14 protein-coding genes and 1 tRNA gene are annotated in these 14,937 nt (G+C 67.9%); 8 read left to right on the plus strand and 7 right to left on the minus strand.

The features are described from left to right. Positions 1 to 93: 93 nt before the first annotated feature. Positions 94 to 1,476, minus strand: a complete 1,383-nt coding sequence (hisS, locus tag ACORQU_RS19455; RefSeq protein ID WP_491642672.1) for a histidine--tRNA ligase — start codon at positions 1,474 to 1,476, stop codon at positions 94 to 96. 153 nt (positions 1,477 to 1,629) lie between these two features. Between hisS and ACORQU_RS19460 the strand changes: the two genes are divergently transcribed. After that, positions 1,630 to 1,706 (plus strand) — tRNA-Pro (locus ACORQU_RS19460). Positions 1,707 to 1,884: 178 nt separating this feature from the next. On the opposite strand, the gene aroA is transcribed toward ACORQU_RS19460, so the two are convergent. Continuing rightward, on the minus strand, positions 1,885 to 3,192 hold the full coding sequence (aroA, locus tag ACORQU_RS19465; RefSeq protein WP_491642673.1) for a 3-phosphoshikimate 1-carboxyvinyltransferase: 1,308 nt from the start codon (positions 3,190 to 3,192) through the stop codon (positions 1,885 to 1,887). Positions 3,193 to 3,221: 29 nt separating this feature from the next. Between aroA and ACORQU_RS19470 the strand changes: the two genes are divergently transcribed. After that, positions 3,222 to 3,572, plus strand: a complete 351-nt coding sequence (locus tag ACORQU_RS19470) for a hypothetical protein (protein WP_491642674.1) — start codon at positions 3,222 to 3,224, stop codon at positions 3,570 to 3,572. A 132-nt stretch (positions 3,573 to 3,704) separates the two neighbouring features. Here the strand turns inward: ACORQU_RS19470 and pheA are convergent, their stop codons facing one another. After that, positions 3,705 to 4,874, minus strand: coding sequence for a prephenate dehydratase (gene pheA, locus ACORQU_RS19475; protein WP_491642675.1), 1,170 nt, complete (start codon positions 4,872 to 4,874; stop codon positions 3,705 to 3,707). Between the two features lie 147 nt (positions 4,875 to 5,021). Then, entirely contained in the window at positions 5,022 to 6,107 is a 1,086-nt protein-coding gene (serC, locus tag ACORQU_RS19480; RefSeq protein WP_491642676.1) for a phosphoserine transaminase, read from the minus strand. A 200-nt stretch (positions 6,108 to 6,307) separates the two neighbouring features. Between serC and msrP the strand changes: the two genes are divergently transcribed. Both msrP and msrQ read left to right on the plus strand, forming a co-directional pair. Next, positions 6,308 to 7,276, plus strand: a complete 969-nt coding sequence (msrP, locus tag ACORQU_RS19485) for a protein-methionine-sulfoxide reductase catalytic subunit MsrP (protein ID WP_491642677.1) — start codon at positions 6,308 to 6,310, stop codon at positions 7,274 to 7,276. A gap of 62 nt (positions 7,277 to 7,338) precedes the next feature. Beyond that, positions 7,339 to 8,034 carry a protein-methionine-sulfoxide reductase heme-binding subunit MsrQ gene (gene msrQ, locus ACORQU_RS19490; RefSeq protein WP_271648667.1) on the plus strand — a complete coding sequence of 232 codons (696 nt, stop codon included), beginning with the start codon at positions 7,339 to 7,341 and terminating at the stop codon, positions 8,032 to 8,034. Here the strand turns inward: msrQ and ACORQU_RS19495 are convergent. Beyond that, the gene (locus tag ACORQU_RS19495; protein WP_491645185.1) at positions 7,916 to 8,710 is read right to left on the minus strand and encodes an FHA domain-containing protein; all 795 of its coding nucleotides are present in this window, start codon (positions 8,708 to 8,710) and stop codon (positions 7,916 to 7,918) included. The genes msrQ and ACORQU_RS19495 overlap by 119 nt on opposite strands. Positions 8,711 to 8,805: 95 nt before the next feature. Here ACORQU_RS19495 and ACORQU_RS19500 point away from each other — a divergent pair, with 95 nt between their 5' ends. The 3 genes from ACORQU_RS19500 to ACORQU_RS19510 all read left to right on the plus strand — a co-directional run bounded on the left by ACORQU_RS19500 (position 8,806) and on the right by ACORQU_RS19510 (position 10,960). Then, positions 8,806 to 9,081, plus strand: coding sequence for a polyhydroxyalkanoic acid system family protein (locus ACORQU_RS19500; RefSeq protein WP_271648666.1), 276 nt, complete (start codon positions 8,806 to 8,808; stop codon positions 9,079 to 9,081). Between the two features lie 93 nt (positions 9,082 to 9,174). After that, positions 9,175 to 9,759: a phasin family protein gene (locus ACORQU_RS19505; RefSeq protein WP_491642678.1), complete on the plus strand. Its 585-nt coding sequence runs from the start codon at positions 9,175 to 9,177 to the stop codon at positions 9,757 to 9,759. Between the two features lie 223 nt (positions 9,760 to 9,982). Further along, on the plus strand, positions 9,983 to 10,960 hold the full coding sequence (locus ACORQU_RS19510) for a restriction endonuclease (protein WP_491642680.1): 978 nt from the start codon (positions 9,983 to 9,985) through the stop codon (positions 10,958 to 10,960). A 12-nt stretch (positions 10,961 to 10,972) separates the two neighbouring features. On the opposite strand, the gene hutC is transcribed toward ACORQU_RS19510, so the two are convergent. Together hutC and ACORQU_RS19520 are read right to left on the minus strand one after the other, a co-directional pair. Next, on the minus strand, positions 10,973 to 11,701 hold the full coding sequence (gene hutC / locus ACORQU_RS19515; RefSeq protein ID WP_491642682.1) for a histidine utilization transcriptional repressor HutC: 729 nt from the start codon (positions 11,699 to 11,701) through the stop codon (positions 10,973 to 10,975). Further along, on the minus strand, positions 11,701 to 13,080 hold the full coding sequence (locus ACORQU_RS19520; RefSeq protein WP_491642683.1) for a formimidoylglutamate deiminase: 1,380 nt from the start codon (positions 13,078 to 13,080) through the stop codon (positions 11,701 to 11,703). Before ACORQU_RS19520 ends, hutC begins: the two co-directional genes overlap by 1 nt. A gap of 80 nt (positions 13,081 to 13,160) precedes the next feature. On the opposite strand from ACORQU_RS19520, the gene hutI reads away from it, so the two are divergent. Next, positions 13,161 to 14,366 carry an imidazolonepropionase gene (gene hutI, locus ACORQU_RS19525; RefSeq protein ID WP_491642684.1) on the plus strand — a complete coding sequence of 402 codons (1,206 nt, stop codon included), beginning with the start codon at positions 13,161 to 13,163 and terminating at the stop codon, positions 14,364 to 14,366. Positions 14,367 to 14,937 lie beyond the last annotated feature (571 nt).

The following is a 14,937-nucleotide window of genomic DNA, read 5'->3' on the forward strand; positions in this document are numbered from 1 at the left end:
ATCAGTTGAACGTCCGCGCGACGCACACCTTGCGGCAGCCAGAACAAAGAGGGCGCCCATCGGCGCCCTCTTGTTTCTCAACGTCAGTCCAAGCTAGCGCCCCGCCAACGCGCTGACCTGCGCCAGCTCCACGCGCAGCGTGGTGGCCAGCTCGTCGCGCGGCACTTCGAACTGCTGTTCGCGCATCAGGTCCTTGACCGTGACCACGCCGCGCGCCAGTTCGTCCTCGCCGGCCAGGGCGACGAAGCGGATGCCGGCACGCGAGGCGTACTGGAACTGCTTGCCGAGCTTCTTCGGCTCCATCTGCACTTCGGTGTTGATGCCGCCGGCGCGCAGGCGCTGGGCGATGTCCAGCGACTCGGGCAGCTGGGATTCGTCCATCAGGGCCACCAGCGCCTGCACGCTGCTGATCTCGGCATCGACCAGCAGGCCGGCCTCGCGCAGCTGCCAGAACAGCCGGGTCAGGCCGATGGAGATGCCCACGCCCGGCAGCTTGGACTTGCTGTAGTGGCTGGCCAGGTTCTCGTAGCGGCCACCCGAACAGATCGAGCCGATCTGCGGGTAGTCGTTGAGTTGGGTCTCGTAGACCGTGCCGGTGTAGTAGTCCAGGCCACGGGCGATGGAGAAGTTCAGGCAGTAGGCGCTTTCCGGCACACCCAGGGCTTGGACCAGAGTCAGCACCTCGCGCAGCTCGGCGATGCCTTCGTTGAAGCCCTCGCTGCCCTGCCCCAGTCTGCCCAGCTGGGCCAGCGCATCGGCATGGCCGCTCGAACGCACCGCAACGAAAGCCAGAATCTGCTCCACCACGTCGGCAGACAGGCCGAAGCCTTCGCCGGTCAGCGTTTCGCGCACGTAGTCCGGGCCGCGCTTATCGAGCTTGTCGACCTCGCGCAGCACCAGCATCTGTTGCTCGCCGTCGGCCACGCCCAGGTTCTCGAAGAACCCGCGCATCAGCTTGCGGTTGTTGAGCTGCACGGTGAACGCACCGATCTGCAGCTCGGAGAACACCGCGTGGATCACCGCCAGGATCTCGGCATCGAAGCGGATGCTCAGGCCATCCTTGCCGATCACATCGATGTCGCACTGGTAGAACTCGCGGAAGCGACCACGCTGGGCGCGCTCACCGCGGTACACACGCTGCATCTGGTAACGACGGAAGGGGAAGGCCAGCGCGTGTTCGTGCTCGGCCACGTAGCGCGCCAGCGGCACGGTCAGGTCGAAGCGCAGCGCCAGCTCGGGCAGGCCCTCGTTGTCCTGCTGCAGGGCGCCGGTGGACTGGGCGAAATACACCTGGCGCTCGGTCTCGCCGCCGGACTTGGTCAACAGCACCTCGGACAGCTCGAACACCGGCGTTTCCACCGGCAGGAAGCCGAACCGCTCGTAGTTGCGGCGGATCGTGTCCAGCATGCGCTGGAAGGCGATCTGGTCACGGGGCAGCAGCTCCATGACCCCCGGTGGGGTGCGCGGCTTGATCAAGCGGGTGACTCCAGACATGCAAAGGGGGGCGCATATTCTAGCGTTGGCGCGGGCTGCGGCGCCCGGCCGGCCAGGCTCGGCCGGGGCGCGGCAGGAAAAGTGAAAATTCTTCTTGCCCTCCCCGGCTGCGTTCCCTAAAATGCGCGGCTCCTTCGGGGTGTAGCTCAGTCTGGTAGAGCGCTACGTTCGGGACGTAGAGGTCGCAGGTTCGAATCCTGTCTCCCCGACCAGCTTTTCAAGCTGGTCGGGACTGAAAAAGCCGGCCATTGGCCGGTTTTTTTGTGTCCGCACGCCAGACGATCCGCGCCGTCGCGGCCACGCGCCTGCCCTTCCACGCCCAGATGCGACAAAGCCGGCGCCCCTGCAGGCACCGGCTTTGCGGCACGCCCGGCCTGCGCCGAGGGTTGGTCAACCTTCGCGCAGACCGAAGCCTGCGCCACGCGCCAGCGTGTCGAAGCCCGGGAACGAGGTCGCCACGTTGGCGATATCGCGCACCACTACCTCCCCGGTGGACAGTTGCCCGGCGATGCAGAAGGCCATGGCGATGCGATGGTCACCGTGGCTTTCGATGATGCCGCCGCCGATCGGGCCACCGTGGATGGTGGCCCCGTCTGGGGTCTCGTCCACCTGCACGCCCAAGCTGCGCAGGCCGGTGGCCATGGCGGCCAGGCGATCGGATTCCTTGACCCGCAGTTCGGCCGCACCACTGACGATGGTCTGGCCCTGCGCGGCAGCGGCGGCAACGAACAGCGCCGGGAACTCGTCGATCATGTCCGGCACCACGCTTTCCGGGATGCGCGCGCCCTTAAGCGCGGCATGGCGCACGCGCAGGTCGGCCACCGGCTCACCGCCGTGCTCGGCCGGGTTGAGCACCTCGATGTCCGCGCCCATCAGGCGCAGCGCTTCGAGCAGGCCGGTGCGACGCGGGTTGAGGCCCACCGCTTTCAGGGTGACGTCCGAACCAGGAATGAGGCTGGCCGCGACGATGAAGAACGCCGCAGAAGAAAAATCCGCCGGCACCGCGATGTCGGTCGCACGCAGGCGCTGGCTGCCACGCAGCTTGGCGTAGCCGGGCGAGAAGTCGATCTCCACGCCAAACGCCGAGAGCATGCGCTCGGTGTAGTCGCGGGTCGGATGCGGCTCGCGCACGGTGGTCTCGCCCTGCGCGTACAGGCCGGCCAGCAGCAGGCAGGACTTGACCTGCGCGCTGGCCACCGGCGAGGTGAAGTCGATCCCGGTCAGCGCCTGCCCGCCGTGGATGCGCAGCGGCGGGGTGCCGTCATCGCGCGTGTCGATCTTCGCGCCCATCTGCGCCAGCGGCCCGGTCACCCGCCGCATCGGCCGCTTGGACAGCGACGCATCGCCGATCAGCGTGCTATCGAAAGGCTGGGCCGCAAGCAGGCCCGCGAGCAGGCGCATGCCGGTGCCGGCATTGCCGCAGTCCAACTCGGCACTCGGCGCCTTCAGCCCATCCACCCCCACGCCGTGCACGATGCGCGTGGAGGGCGACGGCGTTTCGATCCGCACGCCCAACTGGGCGAAGATCGCCGCGGTCGCGCGCGTGTCCTCGCCTTCCAGAAAGCCCTCGATGCGCGAGGTGCCGTCCGCCAGCGCGGCGAACATCACCGAGCGGTGCGACACCGACTTGTCTCCGGGGATGGCCAGCGCGCCCTGCAGCGCCGAGCCAGTGTGAGCGATCCAGGATTGCGAAGTCATCGTGTTGTCCATCCAGCGGCCCTGCCGCGTTGCGCATCGAATGCGTGGTTGATCTTGATTTGGTTGTTGTTGTTGTTGCTGCTGTTGCTTTTGCTTTCCGCTGTTGCTCTTGCTTGTCGCTGCTGCTTATTGGCTTTCCCTGCCCCATCCGCAGCGGCGGCGCTGGCGGGTCAAACCCGCAGGGCGACGTGCATGGATGCACGTCGTGTCCGGTCGCGGCATGGAAGCCGCGTCCGGACATTCCCGCCAGCATTGCGAACCCGGAGCGCAGCGGAGGGCGCGAGGACGGGTGTGTTTCTTTTGGTTACTTTTCTTTGCACAAGCAAAGAAAAGTGAATCGTGCTTCGAAGAAGCGCGAAAGCTTCGCTGCTTTTGTTTAGAAGCAAGCAAAAGCCCCCCTTCCTGCCCTCCGGGCATCCTTCCCCCGCATGCTGGGGAAGGAGGAGTCATGTGCGCACCGAACCCTCATCCGCCCCTCCGGGGCACCTTCTCCCGACGGGAGAAGGAAACGACTAAGGCACCGCCACCGGATAAGACCCCAGCACCTTGATCTGCGCCGAGTGCGCTTCCAGCTCGGCCAGCGCCGCCTTCATCGACTCGTCCTCCACATGCCCGGCCAGGTCGATGAAGAACCCGTACTCCCACTTGGCGTGGTGCGAAGGCCGCGACTCGATGCGGTTCATGCTGATGCCGTGGCGCGCGAACGGGCTGAGCACATCGAACAGCGCACCGGGCTTGTCATGGATGAACACCAACACCGAGGTGCGGTCGTGACCGGACGGCGGGAAGATCTTGCGGCCCACCACCAAAAAGCGCGTGGTGTTGTCCTTGTCGTCCTGGATGGGACTGGTCACCACCTTTTTCAGGCTGTAGGCGTGGACCGCGCTCTCGCCACCGATCGCCGCGGCATCGTCGCTGTTGCGCGCACGGCGCGCGCCTTCGGCGTTGCTGGACACCGGCACCTTCTCGGCCTTGGGCAGGTTGGAGCGCAGCCAGCCGGCGGTCTGCATGAACGACTGCGGATGGGCGTAGATGCGCTCGATGTCCTCCAGGCGCCCGCTGCGCGACATCAGGAACTGCTGCACGCGCAGCTCGACCTCACCACAGATCTTCAGGTTGGAGGTCAGGAACATGTCCAGCGTGATCTGGATCGTGCCCTGCCCGGAGTTCTCCACAGGCACCACGCCGAAGTCGGCGTTGCCGCTTTCCACTTCCTGGAAGACCTCCTCGATGCTCGCCATCGGCACGCCCAGCGCCGAGCGGCCGAAGTGCTTGAGCACGGCCTGCTGGCTGAAGGTGCCCTCCGGGCCGAGATAGCCGATCTTGAGCGGCTCCTGCTGGGCCAGGCAGGCGGACATGATCTCGCGGAAGACATGCACCAACACTTCGTCGGAGAGCGGGCCTTCGTTGCGGTCCACCACCATGCGCAGCACCTGAGCCTCGCGCTCGGGGCGGTAGTAATCCACCGCCGCGGCCAGCTTGCCCTTGGCCTTGCCGACCTGCAGGGCAAAGCCGGCGCGCTCGGCGATCAGCGACTGGATCTGGCGGTCGATGCCGTCGATCTTGGCGCGCACGTCCGATAGCACCAGCGGCGGCGCGGTCGGCTTGGCGGCCTTGCCCTTGGCCGGCTTGACGACCGACACGGACTTGGCTGCTGCCGGCTTGGGAGTTTTCTTGGTCATTCGCGAAGATCCATGAAGCGATGTTTCTATCGTGGGAGCCGCCATGGCGGCGATGTCCCCTGCCTCCGTAGAGCCGAGCTTGCTCGGCTAGGGCCCTCACCGGGAGAGCGACCGCCGAGCGAGCTCGGCGCTACAGAGCATGAAGGTTCAGCCGTTGCGCTGCTGGAAATCGCGCATGAAGTCCACCAGCGCCTGCGCGCCTTCCACCGGCAACGCGTTGTACAGCGAGGCCCGCAGTCCACCGACGGCCTTGTGGCCCTTCAGGCCCATCAGCCCGGCCGCCTTGGACTCGGCCACGAAGCGCGCGGTCAGCGTCTCGTCGTGCACAAAGAAGGGAATGTTCATGCGCGAGCGCGCCGCCGGCACCACCGCGTTGCGGTAGAAGCCGCCAGAGCCGTCGATGGCGTCATAGACCAGCTGCGACTTGGCCGCACTGCGGAGAGCGAATTCGGCCACGCCGCCCTGGTCGAGCATCCAGCGGAACATCAGCCCGGCCAGGTACCAGTTCCAGGTCGGCGGCGTGTTGAGCATCGAGTCGCGCGCCAGGTGCGAGGCGTAGTTGAAGATGTCCGCGCGCGGCTGGCCGGCCCGCTCCAGCAGGTCGCGGCGCACGATGACCACGGCCACACCGACCGGGCCCAGGTTCTTCTGCGCGCCGGCGTAGATCACCCCGTACTTCGACACGTCGATCGGCTCGGAGGCGATCGAGGAAGAGAAATCGGCGAACAGCGGGACCGCGCCCACCTCCGGCGTCTCGCGGAACTCCACGCCGTGGATGGTCTCGTTGGCGGTGATGTGGACATAGGCCGCATCGTCGGAAAGCTGCCAGGTCTGGCGCGGCGGCAGGTCGGTGAAGCCGCTGGCCTCGCTGGTGGCGGCCACGTGGACGTTGACGTAGTCCTTGACCTGCTTGATCGCGGTCTTGCCCCAGTGCCCACTGACCACGTAGGCCACGGTCTGGCCTGGCGCAGCGAAGTTCAGCGCCAGCAGCGCCTGCTGGGTCGTGGCGCCACCGGCCAGGAACAGCACGCCGTAATCGTCGGGGATGCTGAGCAGGCTGCGAAGATCGGCCTCGGCGCGCGCAGCGACCTCCATGAACTCGGCGCTGCGGTGGCTGATCTCCACGATCGAGGCGCCCACGCCGTTCCATTCCAGCATTTCGGACTGCGCGTGACGCAGGACGGCTTCGGGCAGTGCCGCAGGGCCGGCGCTGAAGTTGTGGACGCGGGACATGGCAGCCTCTTTCTGGGGGCGCATAGTATGCCGCAGGCTGAATCGGCAAGTGCCCCACCATGCATCCACGTTGACGCGATCTGCGTAAGGAGCATGAAACCCGGCGCAATGAGCATGGACAGGCGCACCAATCCCTGGAATTTTTGGTCCTGTCGCGCGTCTTATTGGTTGCCAATGTGACTTTCAAGCAGGAGAAACCCGTGTCCCTCCGCGATGCCCTGACCCTCAAAGACCACCAGGTCACCGACGAAGCCGTCTATCGCGGCCGTCGCGACCTGTTCAAGCTGGCCGCCGCGATCCCGGCGCTGGCCCTGGCTGGCTGTGCCGACGCCGATCCGCCGGATGCCCCCAAGACCACCATTACCCCCGAGCAGGCCAAGTCGGGCTTTCGCACCGATGAGGAGCTGACCAAGTACGCCGACGTCACCACGTACAACAACTTCTACGAGTTCGGCACCGACAAGACCGACCCGTCGCAAGCGCCGAAGACGCTGAAGACCTCGCCGTGGTCGGTCAAGGTCTCGGGCGAATGCGAAAAACCCGGCACCATCGCCCTGGAGGATCTGCTCAAGGCGGCCTCGCCGGAAGAGCGCATCTACCGCCATCGCTGCGTGGAAGGCTGGTCGATGGTGATCCCGTGGACCGGCATCCCGCTGGCGGCGGTGCTCAAAGGCTTCGCACCGACCTCCAAGGCCAAGTACGTGGCCTTCACCACCCTAGCCGATCCGCAGCAGATGCCCGGCATCCGCTATCGCTCCATCAACTGGCCCTATCGCGAAGGCCTGCGCATGGACGAGGCGATGCACCCGTTGACCTTCCTGGCTACCGGCCTGTACGGCAAGCCAGTGCCGCAGCAGAACGGCGCGCCGCTGCGTCTGGTGGTGCCGTGGAAGTACGGCTTCAAGAGCATCAAGTCGATCGTGGAGATCAAGTTCGTCGAGAAGATGCCCGAGACGGCCTGGCATGACCTGCAGCCCAACGAATACGGGTTCTTCTCCAACGTCAATCCGCAGGTCGACCACCCGCGTTGGAGCCAGAAGACCGAGCGCCGCATCGCCGGCAACGCCAGCAAGCTGTTCGCCGAGCGCATCCAGACCCGCATGTTCAACGGCTATGCCGACCAGGTGGCCTCGATGTACGCCGGGATGGATCTGCGCAAGTGGTTCTGAGCGACGCCGCCCCGAAAGGCCGGGCCCGCCCGGCCCGTCCCAAACCCAAGACCCCGCCTGGCGTGATCGCGGCCAAGGTGGTTGTGCACCTGCTGTGCCTGGCGCCGCTGGCCGTGCTGGGCTGGCGGTTCTGGGAGGTCTGGAAGACTGGATCGGACGCGCTGGGGGCCGATCCCATCGCCGAGGTCGAGCACTTCACCGGGCTGTGGGCATTGCGGCTGCTGATGTTCACCCTGGCGATCACCCCTTTGCGCCAGCTCACTGGCCAGTCGGTGCTGATCCGTTTCCGGCGGATGCTGGGCCTGTACGCCTTCGTCTACGCGTGTTTCCACCTGGCGGCCTACCTGGGCCTGGACCTGCGCGGCTACTGGACCCAGATCTTCGCCGAAATCGTCAAGCGACCCTACATCACCGTGGGCTTCGCCGCCTGGCTGCTGCTGGTCCCGCTGGCGATCACCTCCACCACCGGCTGGATCCGCCGCCTGGGCCGCAACTGGGGCCGGCTGCACAAGGCGATCTACGCCATCGGCGTGCTGGCCGTGCTGCATTTCTGGTGGCTGGTGAAGTCCGACATCCGCGAGCCTGCGCTCTACGCCGGCATTCTTGCAGTCCTGCTGGGATGGCGCGCCTGGAAGGCGGTCAGCCGGCGCCGAACAGCAGCAGCGCCGAAAGCAGCCCGGCCAGCGCCGCGGCCGCCAGCAGCAGCCACGGCCAGCGCTTCAGCGAAGCCTCCCGAGGCGGCGCGCTCGCCTGAGTGATGACACCATCCTCCGGCATGCCGGATTCATGGCGTTCGGGGCGTCCCCACGGGATCTCGACCACAAAGCGTGCCTGCGGATCGAACGCGACCTGGTCGCCGGCCACCAGCAGGGCTTCGTGCACGGGCAGTCCGTTGACCACGCTGGTGGCCGCGCCACTGTAGTGGCGGAGCAGCAGACCTTGGCCCTGCAGACTCAGGCGCGCATGCTGGACCCCGATATGGGCCGCGTCCAGGTGAATCTGCACCTCCGGCCCGGCGCCGACCACGCACCCGCTGCCGACCGGAAAGGCGCGGCCATGGTGACGCCCGCCGATCCCGCGCAGGACCACGCGTGGATCGGCCTCTTCGCCGGCACGCGGCGTGGCATAGGGCGCCGCCTCGCCGACCTGGCCACGTACGAGCACCTCGACGCCGTCGGCGTAGACCGCATCGCCGGGTCGCAGCATGGCCATGCGTCGCACCGGCCTGCCATTGACGTGGATGCCGCGCATGCCGGAGGGAACCTGCAGCCACAGGCCTCGCCGATCCAGGCAGAACTGCACCAGCAAGGCACCTGGCACGGCGTCCCCCACCCCGATGGTGCCGCTGGCTTCGCGCACGACGCGATGCACACCGGTGCCAAGGGCACGGTCCGGGATACGTCCCTGCGGAAAATGGAGGCTGAGGTTCTGCACGCGGCGCGAGCCTAGCATGCAGCACCCGCGCTTGGCGCACCGCGCGCGGGCCGCGCACAATGTCGCTTCTTTCCTGCAGCCTCTTCGCCAACACCATGCCCAGCATCGACATCCTCCACCCCAACACCAAGAGCCCGGAGCAGACCCGGGTGGCACTGGAGGAGGTGGCCGCCAAGCTGGCCAGCCGCTTCGGGGTGAGCCATCACTGGGAAGGCGACGAATTGGCGTTCAATGGCGGCGGTGTGGACGGCAGGATCGCGATGCTGCCCGATGCGCTGCATGTCACCGCAGAACTGGGATTCCTGCTGTCGGCCATGAAGACGCCGATCGAAGCGGAAATCCGTCGCGTCCTGGATGAGCGCTTCGCCTGACGTTCCGCGTTCGCGGTGACGTGACGATCACCTGACCGCGCGGAAACTGTGAGATGCGCCTGTTGCGGGCGCGCCGATCACAGGAGGCTTTCCATGACCACCAAGAAGACCTCGCGCAAGCGCTCACAGGACACCGCCGGCCCCAGCCTCCAGGCGCAGGCCGAGCTGCTCCAACAAGCCCTGGGTGAATCGGCCCAGCAGATCTGGCTGGCCGGGGTGGGCGCGTTTGGGCGCGCACAGAACGAAGGCAGCCGCCTGTTCGACACGCTGGTCAAGGAAGGCGGCCGTTTCGAGCAGCGCGCCGGCGCTGGTGCGCGGCAGATGCGCGATGCCGTCGAGGCCGGCCTCAATGAAGCGCGCGAGCGCGCGAGCGGCGCAGCCGGGCGGGTCGGCGATGCGTTGAAGTTCCTGGAAGCCCCGACCCGGCGCGAACTCGGCGCGCTGATCGACCGCATCGATGCGTTGAATGCGCAACTGCGCCGGCATAACGACGCGGCCCAGGCAACGCCAACGCCCAAGGCGCGCGCCTCGAAGGCGCCGCGCAAGGCTGCGGCAGGCGCCGACGCCGATGCCCCGACTGCCCGCAAGCGCGCGCGCAAAACGGCACCACGCACGCGTTCGGCCTCCGTTGCTCCTCCGCCCGGGGCTCCACCGGCCGACCGGTCGGACACCCCTTGATGGCTGGTGCCCGCTTGACCATGTCAGGCTTGGTCTTGTTGCAAAGCAGCACAAGCCGTGTGCAGAATCGGGGTCGGCCCGTCAGGCCGGCTCGATTCGTTCGCTCCCCTCCCCTTACGAATTCCAGCCTGGCGGGCCTCTTCGTGCCTGGCCGCGTTCCCCCGTGTGCGTCAGAAGGCGTTGTCCTTAAATTCCTTCCATTGATCCACCGGACGACTTGAACATGGCTTCCTGGCTGATCGGGGCAATCCTCGCCCTGGTGCTTGGTCTCGCTGCGACCATCTATCTCTGGACCTTCCGTCGTCGCGACGATGAGATCTCCGCCGGGCTGCTGGCCCTGGCCGGCCTGCGTTGGCGGGATTTCTCCAGTCTAGTGCTGACGTCCCTGCAACTACGCGGACTGCAGCGGGTGTCCTTCGAGCCAGAAGACGTGCGCAACCAACATCCCAGCTTTCTGCTGGCCGATACCGAAGGCAAGCATTGGCTGCTGAGCTGCAAGCATGGCTCGGCGTACCGGATCAGCTCGGTGGCGGTGGAAGAACTCGCGTCCGAGGCGCGGCTGCGCGGCGCCCATCGCGGCATCCTGGCCACCGAAGGCGTGGTGGACGCCACCGGGCGCGAGAAGGCCGAACGCGCCAGCGTGGAACTGCTCGACGGTGGCAAGCTCTGGCTGCAGGTCAAGCCGATGCTGGACAGCGCCATCGTTCAGCGCATCACCACCCAGGCCAACCTGCGCGCGCGCCGGCATATCGGCCTGTGCTGGATCCTGGCCCTGCTGCTGGGCGTGCTGGTGAGCAGCCTGCTGCACGCCGGGGCCCCGCAGACGGCGGCGCCAGCGGTGGCCCCCGCACCCGCCAGTGCCCCGCCCTCCACAACCACGCCGAACAATCCGGCACCGGCAGCGCCCCAGCCTGCCGCGCCCTCCAGCGAGGAACAGGTCGCCCTGCAGCGCGTGGCGGTCACCAAGGCGCTGGCCAAGGCGGGCGGCCTGCGCCAGCCGGTGTGGATCTCCAGTTCGACCCTGTCGGTGGACATGCTGGCCGGGGAGGACATGGTGATGCCGACGGTGTGCGCGGAACTGGCCAAATACCCGGACCTGGCGCTGTCGCGCATCCAGCTCAACCCTGCCCCAGGCAGCGACGCCCGCGTGCGCTGGCGCCAGTGCGAGGCCAAGCCGCTGTACACGCCCGCTTCGCGCTGAACCCGGGATCGCTCAGCGCGTCCCGGGCGAGAACCGCGCCACCAGGTCATAGGAATCCCCCAGGAACGCCTGGCTCACACGGGTTACCGGCTGCTCGCCGCACCAGGTCTGGCGATCGATCACCAGGCACGGCGTCCCGACCGCCACCTGCAGCCATCCCGCCTGCGCATCGTCGGCGCCGATCGCGCTGATGCGGTGTTCGGCGCGGGTCCAGTGCACGTGCTGGAGCAGCCAGCTGCCCGGCACGACCTGGCTGAAATCCACGTCCATCGCCTCCGGCGCAGCCGCGGGATTGATCAGGCGCTCCTCCACGGCGAAAGGTCGCCCGTCGGCGAGGTGCAGGCAGTGCAGCGCCAGGACCCAGCCATCGCCGGCCAGCGCCGCCTCGTCGGATGCGCCCCGTCGTGGTCGACGTCGCTGCCGCGCCAGCAGTTCGAAGCGGTAGACGTGGCCGCGCGCCGCGACCTCAAACGGAATATCCGGGATGGACAGGGCCACCTGCTCGATGTGCGGATGCGGCCGCGCGACAAAGGAACCGGCGCGGCGGCGGCGTTCGATCATCCCGGCGTCCGCCAGCAGCGCCAGCACCTTGCTGACGGTCATGCGCGAGCAGTCGTAGCTCGCCATCAAGGCATGCTCGGAGGGGATCCGGTGCCCCGGTGGCCACTCACCGCTGCGGATCCGCCCCTCGATGTCGCCCCGGATGCGCTGGTGGAGGCTTGGCGGCCTGGCCTCGCGCATCACGACAGCAGATGCGCCAGCGCGGCGGCGTAACGCTTGCCCACGCCCGCGCGTTGGAGATGCTGGCCGTCGCGCACCACGTGCCTTCCCTGCCGCCAGACATCGCGCACCGCTCCCTGCCGCGCGGCGAAGATCCAGCCATCCAGCCAGGCGTCGCCCTCGCGCGCCTGCAGGGCCGGATGCCGCAGATCCAGGGCCACCAGATCGGCCGAGGCGCCGGCCTGCAGCCCACCGGCCGCGCCCAATGCCTGCGCCGCCCCGCGCAGCGCCCCGTCGAACAACCAGCGACCGGTCGACACGCCCTCGCCCTGCGCCAGCACGTTGCGACCGCGCGACACCAGGCGCTGACCATATTCGAGCAGGCGCAGTTCTTCGGCCGCGTCGATCAGCACATTCGAGTCCGAGCCGACGCCAAACCGGCCACCGGCCCGGGCGAAGTCGCGCATGGGGAAGATCCCGTCGCCCAGGTTGGCCTCGGTGATCGGACACAGCCCGACCACCGCGCCCGCCTCGACGATGCCCTGCAACTCGGCCGGCTCGACGTGCGTGGCGTGCACCAGGCACCAACGCGCATCAACTGGAGCGTGCTCGAGCAGCCATTGCACCGGGCGCTGGCCGGACCAATCCAGGCAGGCCTGCACCTCGCGCAGCTGTTCGGCGATGTGCAGATGAATCGGTCCCTCGGTCAGCGGCAGCAACGCGGCCAGTTCCCCGGGCGTCACCGCGCGCAGGCTGTGCGGCGCCACGCCGAGGACCGCATCGCCCAGTGGCGCCAACGCATCGCCCGCACGCTCCAGCAACCGGGTGAACCCGTCGAGGTCATGCAGCATCCGACGCTGTGCCGGACTGGGCGGCACGCCGCCGAAGTCGGCATGGGCATAGAACACTGGGAGCAGGCTCAGGCCGATCCCGCTGGCCTGCGCGGCGGCCGCTACGCGCGCAGACATCTCGGCCGGGTCGGCGTAGGCGCGGCCATCGGGCGCGTGGTGCAGATAGTGGAATTCCCCCACCCGGGTGAAGCCCGCCTCCAGCATCTCCACGTAGGCCTGCTCGGCGATGGCCTGGAAGCTGTCCGGGTCCAGCCGGTCCTGAAAGCGGTACATCAGCTCGCGCCAGCTCCAGAAGCTGTCGCCCCCCGCGGCCACCGCGCCGGCCGATGTCGCCTCGGTCAGGCCGGCCATGGCGCGCTGGAAGGCGTGGCTGTGCAGGTTGCCCAGCCCCGGCACGGCGACCTCGACGCGGATGTCCTCCGGACCAGGCCGCTGTCCCGGCGTCACCTCCACGATGCGGCCGTCGCGGGCCGCCAGGCGAACCTGCCGGGCCCAGCCGTCGGGCAGCAGGGCATGGTCGATCCAGAAGTGCTGGAAGCCTGTCGTCACCGGTTCGTCCTCTCGCTGGACACTCTCATGGGCACGGTTTTATTGTATAGACAAATAAGGTCACGACGATACGTAACGCCATGCGCTGCGACACCCTCTGGCACCACGCGAAGCTGGCCACCCTGGATGCCGCCGATGGCGGACTGGGCGAGATCCAGGACGGCGTCGTCGCGGCCCGCGACGGACGGATCGTGCATGTCGGGCCCGCGGACGCCGCGCCCACCTTCGATGCCGCCACCCGCGTCGACTGTGCAGGTCGCTGGATCACCCCGGGCCTGATCGACTGCCATACACACCTGGTCTATGCCGGCAATCGCGCCGGCGAGTTCGAGCAGCGCCTCAACGGCGTCAGCTACGCCGACATCGCCAAGGCCGGCGGCGGCATCGTGTCCACCGTGCGCGCCACGCGACAGGCGGACGAACAAGCCCTGGTCGCCGCCAGCCTGCCGCGCCTGGACGCAATGTTGGCCGAAGGCGTCACCACGCTGGAGATCAAATCCGGCTATGGCCTGACCCTGGAACACGAGACCAAGCAGCTGCGCGTGGCCAAGCGGCTTGGCGAACTGCGTCGGGTGGAGATCGCGTCGACCTTCCTCGGCGCGCATGCGGTGCCGCCCGGGGTGGAGGCGCAGGCCTATATTGACGAGGTCTGCAAGACGATGATCCCGGCCGTGGCCGAGCAAGGCCTGGCCGAGGCGGTGGACGTGTTCTGCGAGCACATCGCGTTCTCGCACGCACAGGCCGAGCAGGTGTTCGCCTCGGCCAGCGCCCACGGGCTGAAGCTCAAGATCCACGCCGAGCAATTATCCAACCAGCATGGCGCCGCCCTGGCCGCACGCTATGGCGCACTGTCCGCCGATCACATCGAGCACCTCGACGCGGACGGCATCGCGGCGATGGCCGCGGCCGGCACGGTCGCGGTGCTGTTGCCCGGTGCGTTCTACTTCACCCGCGACACCTTGGTGCCGCCGATCGCCGCGTTGCGCGCCGCGGGCGTGCCGCTGGCCCTGGCCACCGACAGCAATCCCGGCACCTCGCCGCTGACCAGCCCGCTGCTGGCCATGAACATGGCCGCCACGCTGTTCCGCATGACCGTGACCGAATGCATCGCCGGCTTCACCCGTGAAGCCGCGCGCGCGCTCGGCCGCCAGGACCGCCTGGGCCGCCTGCGCGCCGGCTTCGACTGCGACCTGGCGATCTGGGACATCGACGCCCCGGCCGACCTGGTCTACCGCATGGGCTTCAACCCGCTGAATGCGCGCATCTGGCGTGGCCAGGATGCGTAGCGCGGAGCTCGCTCCGCTGAGGCGCACACGTGAGACCTCCCGTAGAGCGGAGCTCGCTCCGCTGGGGCCTTCCCGGGAGAGTTTCTGTAGAGCGGAGCTTGCTCCGCTAGGGCTCTCCCGGCACAGCCCCCGCCGAGCAGGCTCGGCGCTACAAGGGCCGGTCCAGGCACCGGCGATGCGACCGGGGACCCGCTCACGCCTGGTCTCCGATTGGACCCAAGGGGTATCCCCATGCATGAACTTTCGTAGAGCGGAGCTCGCTCCGCTGGGGCCTTCCCGTGAGCGCTTCTGTAGAGCGGAGCTTGCTCCGCTGGGGCTCTCCCGGTACAGCCCCCGCCGAGCAAGCTCGGCGCTACAGGGGCCGGTCAAGGCAACGGCGATGCGATCGGGGACCCACTCACACCTGGTCTCCGATTGGACCCAAGGGGTATCCCCATGCATGAACTTTCGTAGAGCGGAGCTCGCTCCGCTGGGGCCTTCCCGTGAGCGCTTCTGTAGAGCGGAGCTTGCTCCGCTGGGGCTCTCCCGGTACAGCCCCCGCCGAGCAAGCTCGGCGCTACAGGGGCCGGTC

Source organism: Pseudoxanthomonas sp. JC1303, assembly GCF_058448525.1.

What these genes read in the sequence shown, in the direction of transcription:
- hutC (WP_491642682.1), bottom strand. Translation starts at nt 11,701, where the DNA reads ATGCGCGAGGCCAGGCCGCCAAGCCTCCACCAGCGCATCCGGGGCGAC.
- ACORQU_RS19505 (WP_491642678.1), top strand. Translation starts at nt 9,175, where the DNA reads ATGACCACCAAGAAGACCTCGCGCAAGCGCTCACAGGACACCGCCGGC.
- pheA (WP_491642675.1), bottom strand. Translation starts at nt 4,874, where the DNA reads ATGACCAAGAAAACTCCCAAGCCGGCAGCAGCCAAGTCCGTGTCGGTC.
- aroA (WP_491642673.1), bottom strand. Translation starts at nt 3,192, where the DNA reads ATGACTTCGCAATCCTGGATCGCTCACACTGGCTCGGCGCTGCAGGGC.
- serC (WP_491642676.1), bottom strand. Translation starts at nt 6,107, where the DNA reads ATGTCCCGCGTCCACAACTTCAGCGCCGGCCCTGCGGCACTGCCCGAA.
- hutI (WP_491642684.1), top strand. Translation starts at nt 13,161, where the DNA reads ATGCGCTGCGACACCCTCTGGCACCACGCGAAGCTGGCCACCCTGGAT.
- ACORQU_RS19500 (WP_271648666.1), top strand. Translation starts at nt 8,806, where the DNA reads ATGCCCAGCATCGACATCCTCCACCCCAACACCAAGAGCCCGGAGCAG.
- ACORQU_RS19510 (WP_491642680.1), top strand. Translation starts at nt 9,983, where the DNA reads ATGGCTTCCTGGCTGATCGGGGCAATCCTCGCCCTGGTGCTTGGTCTC.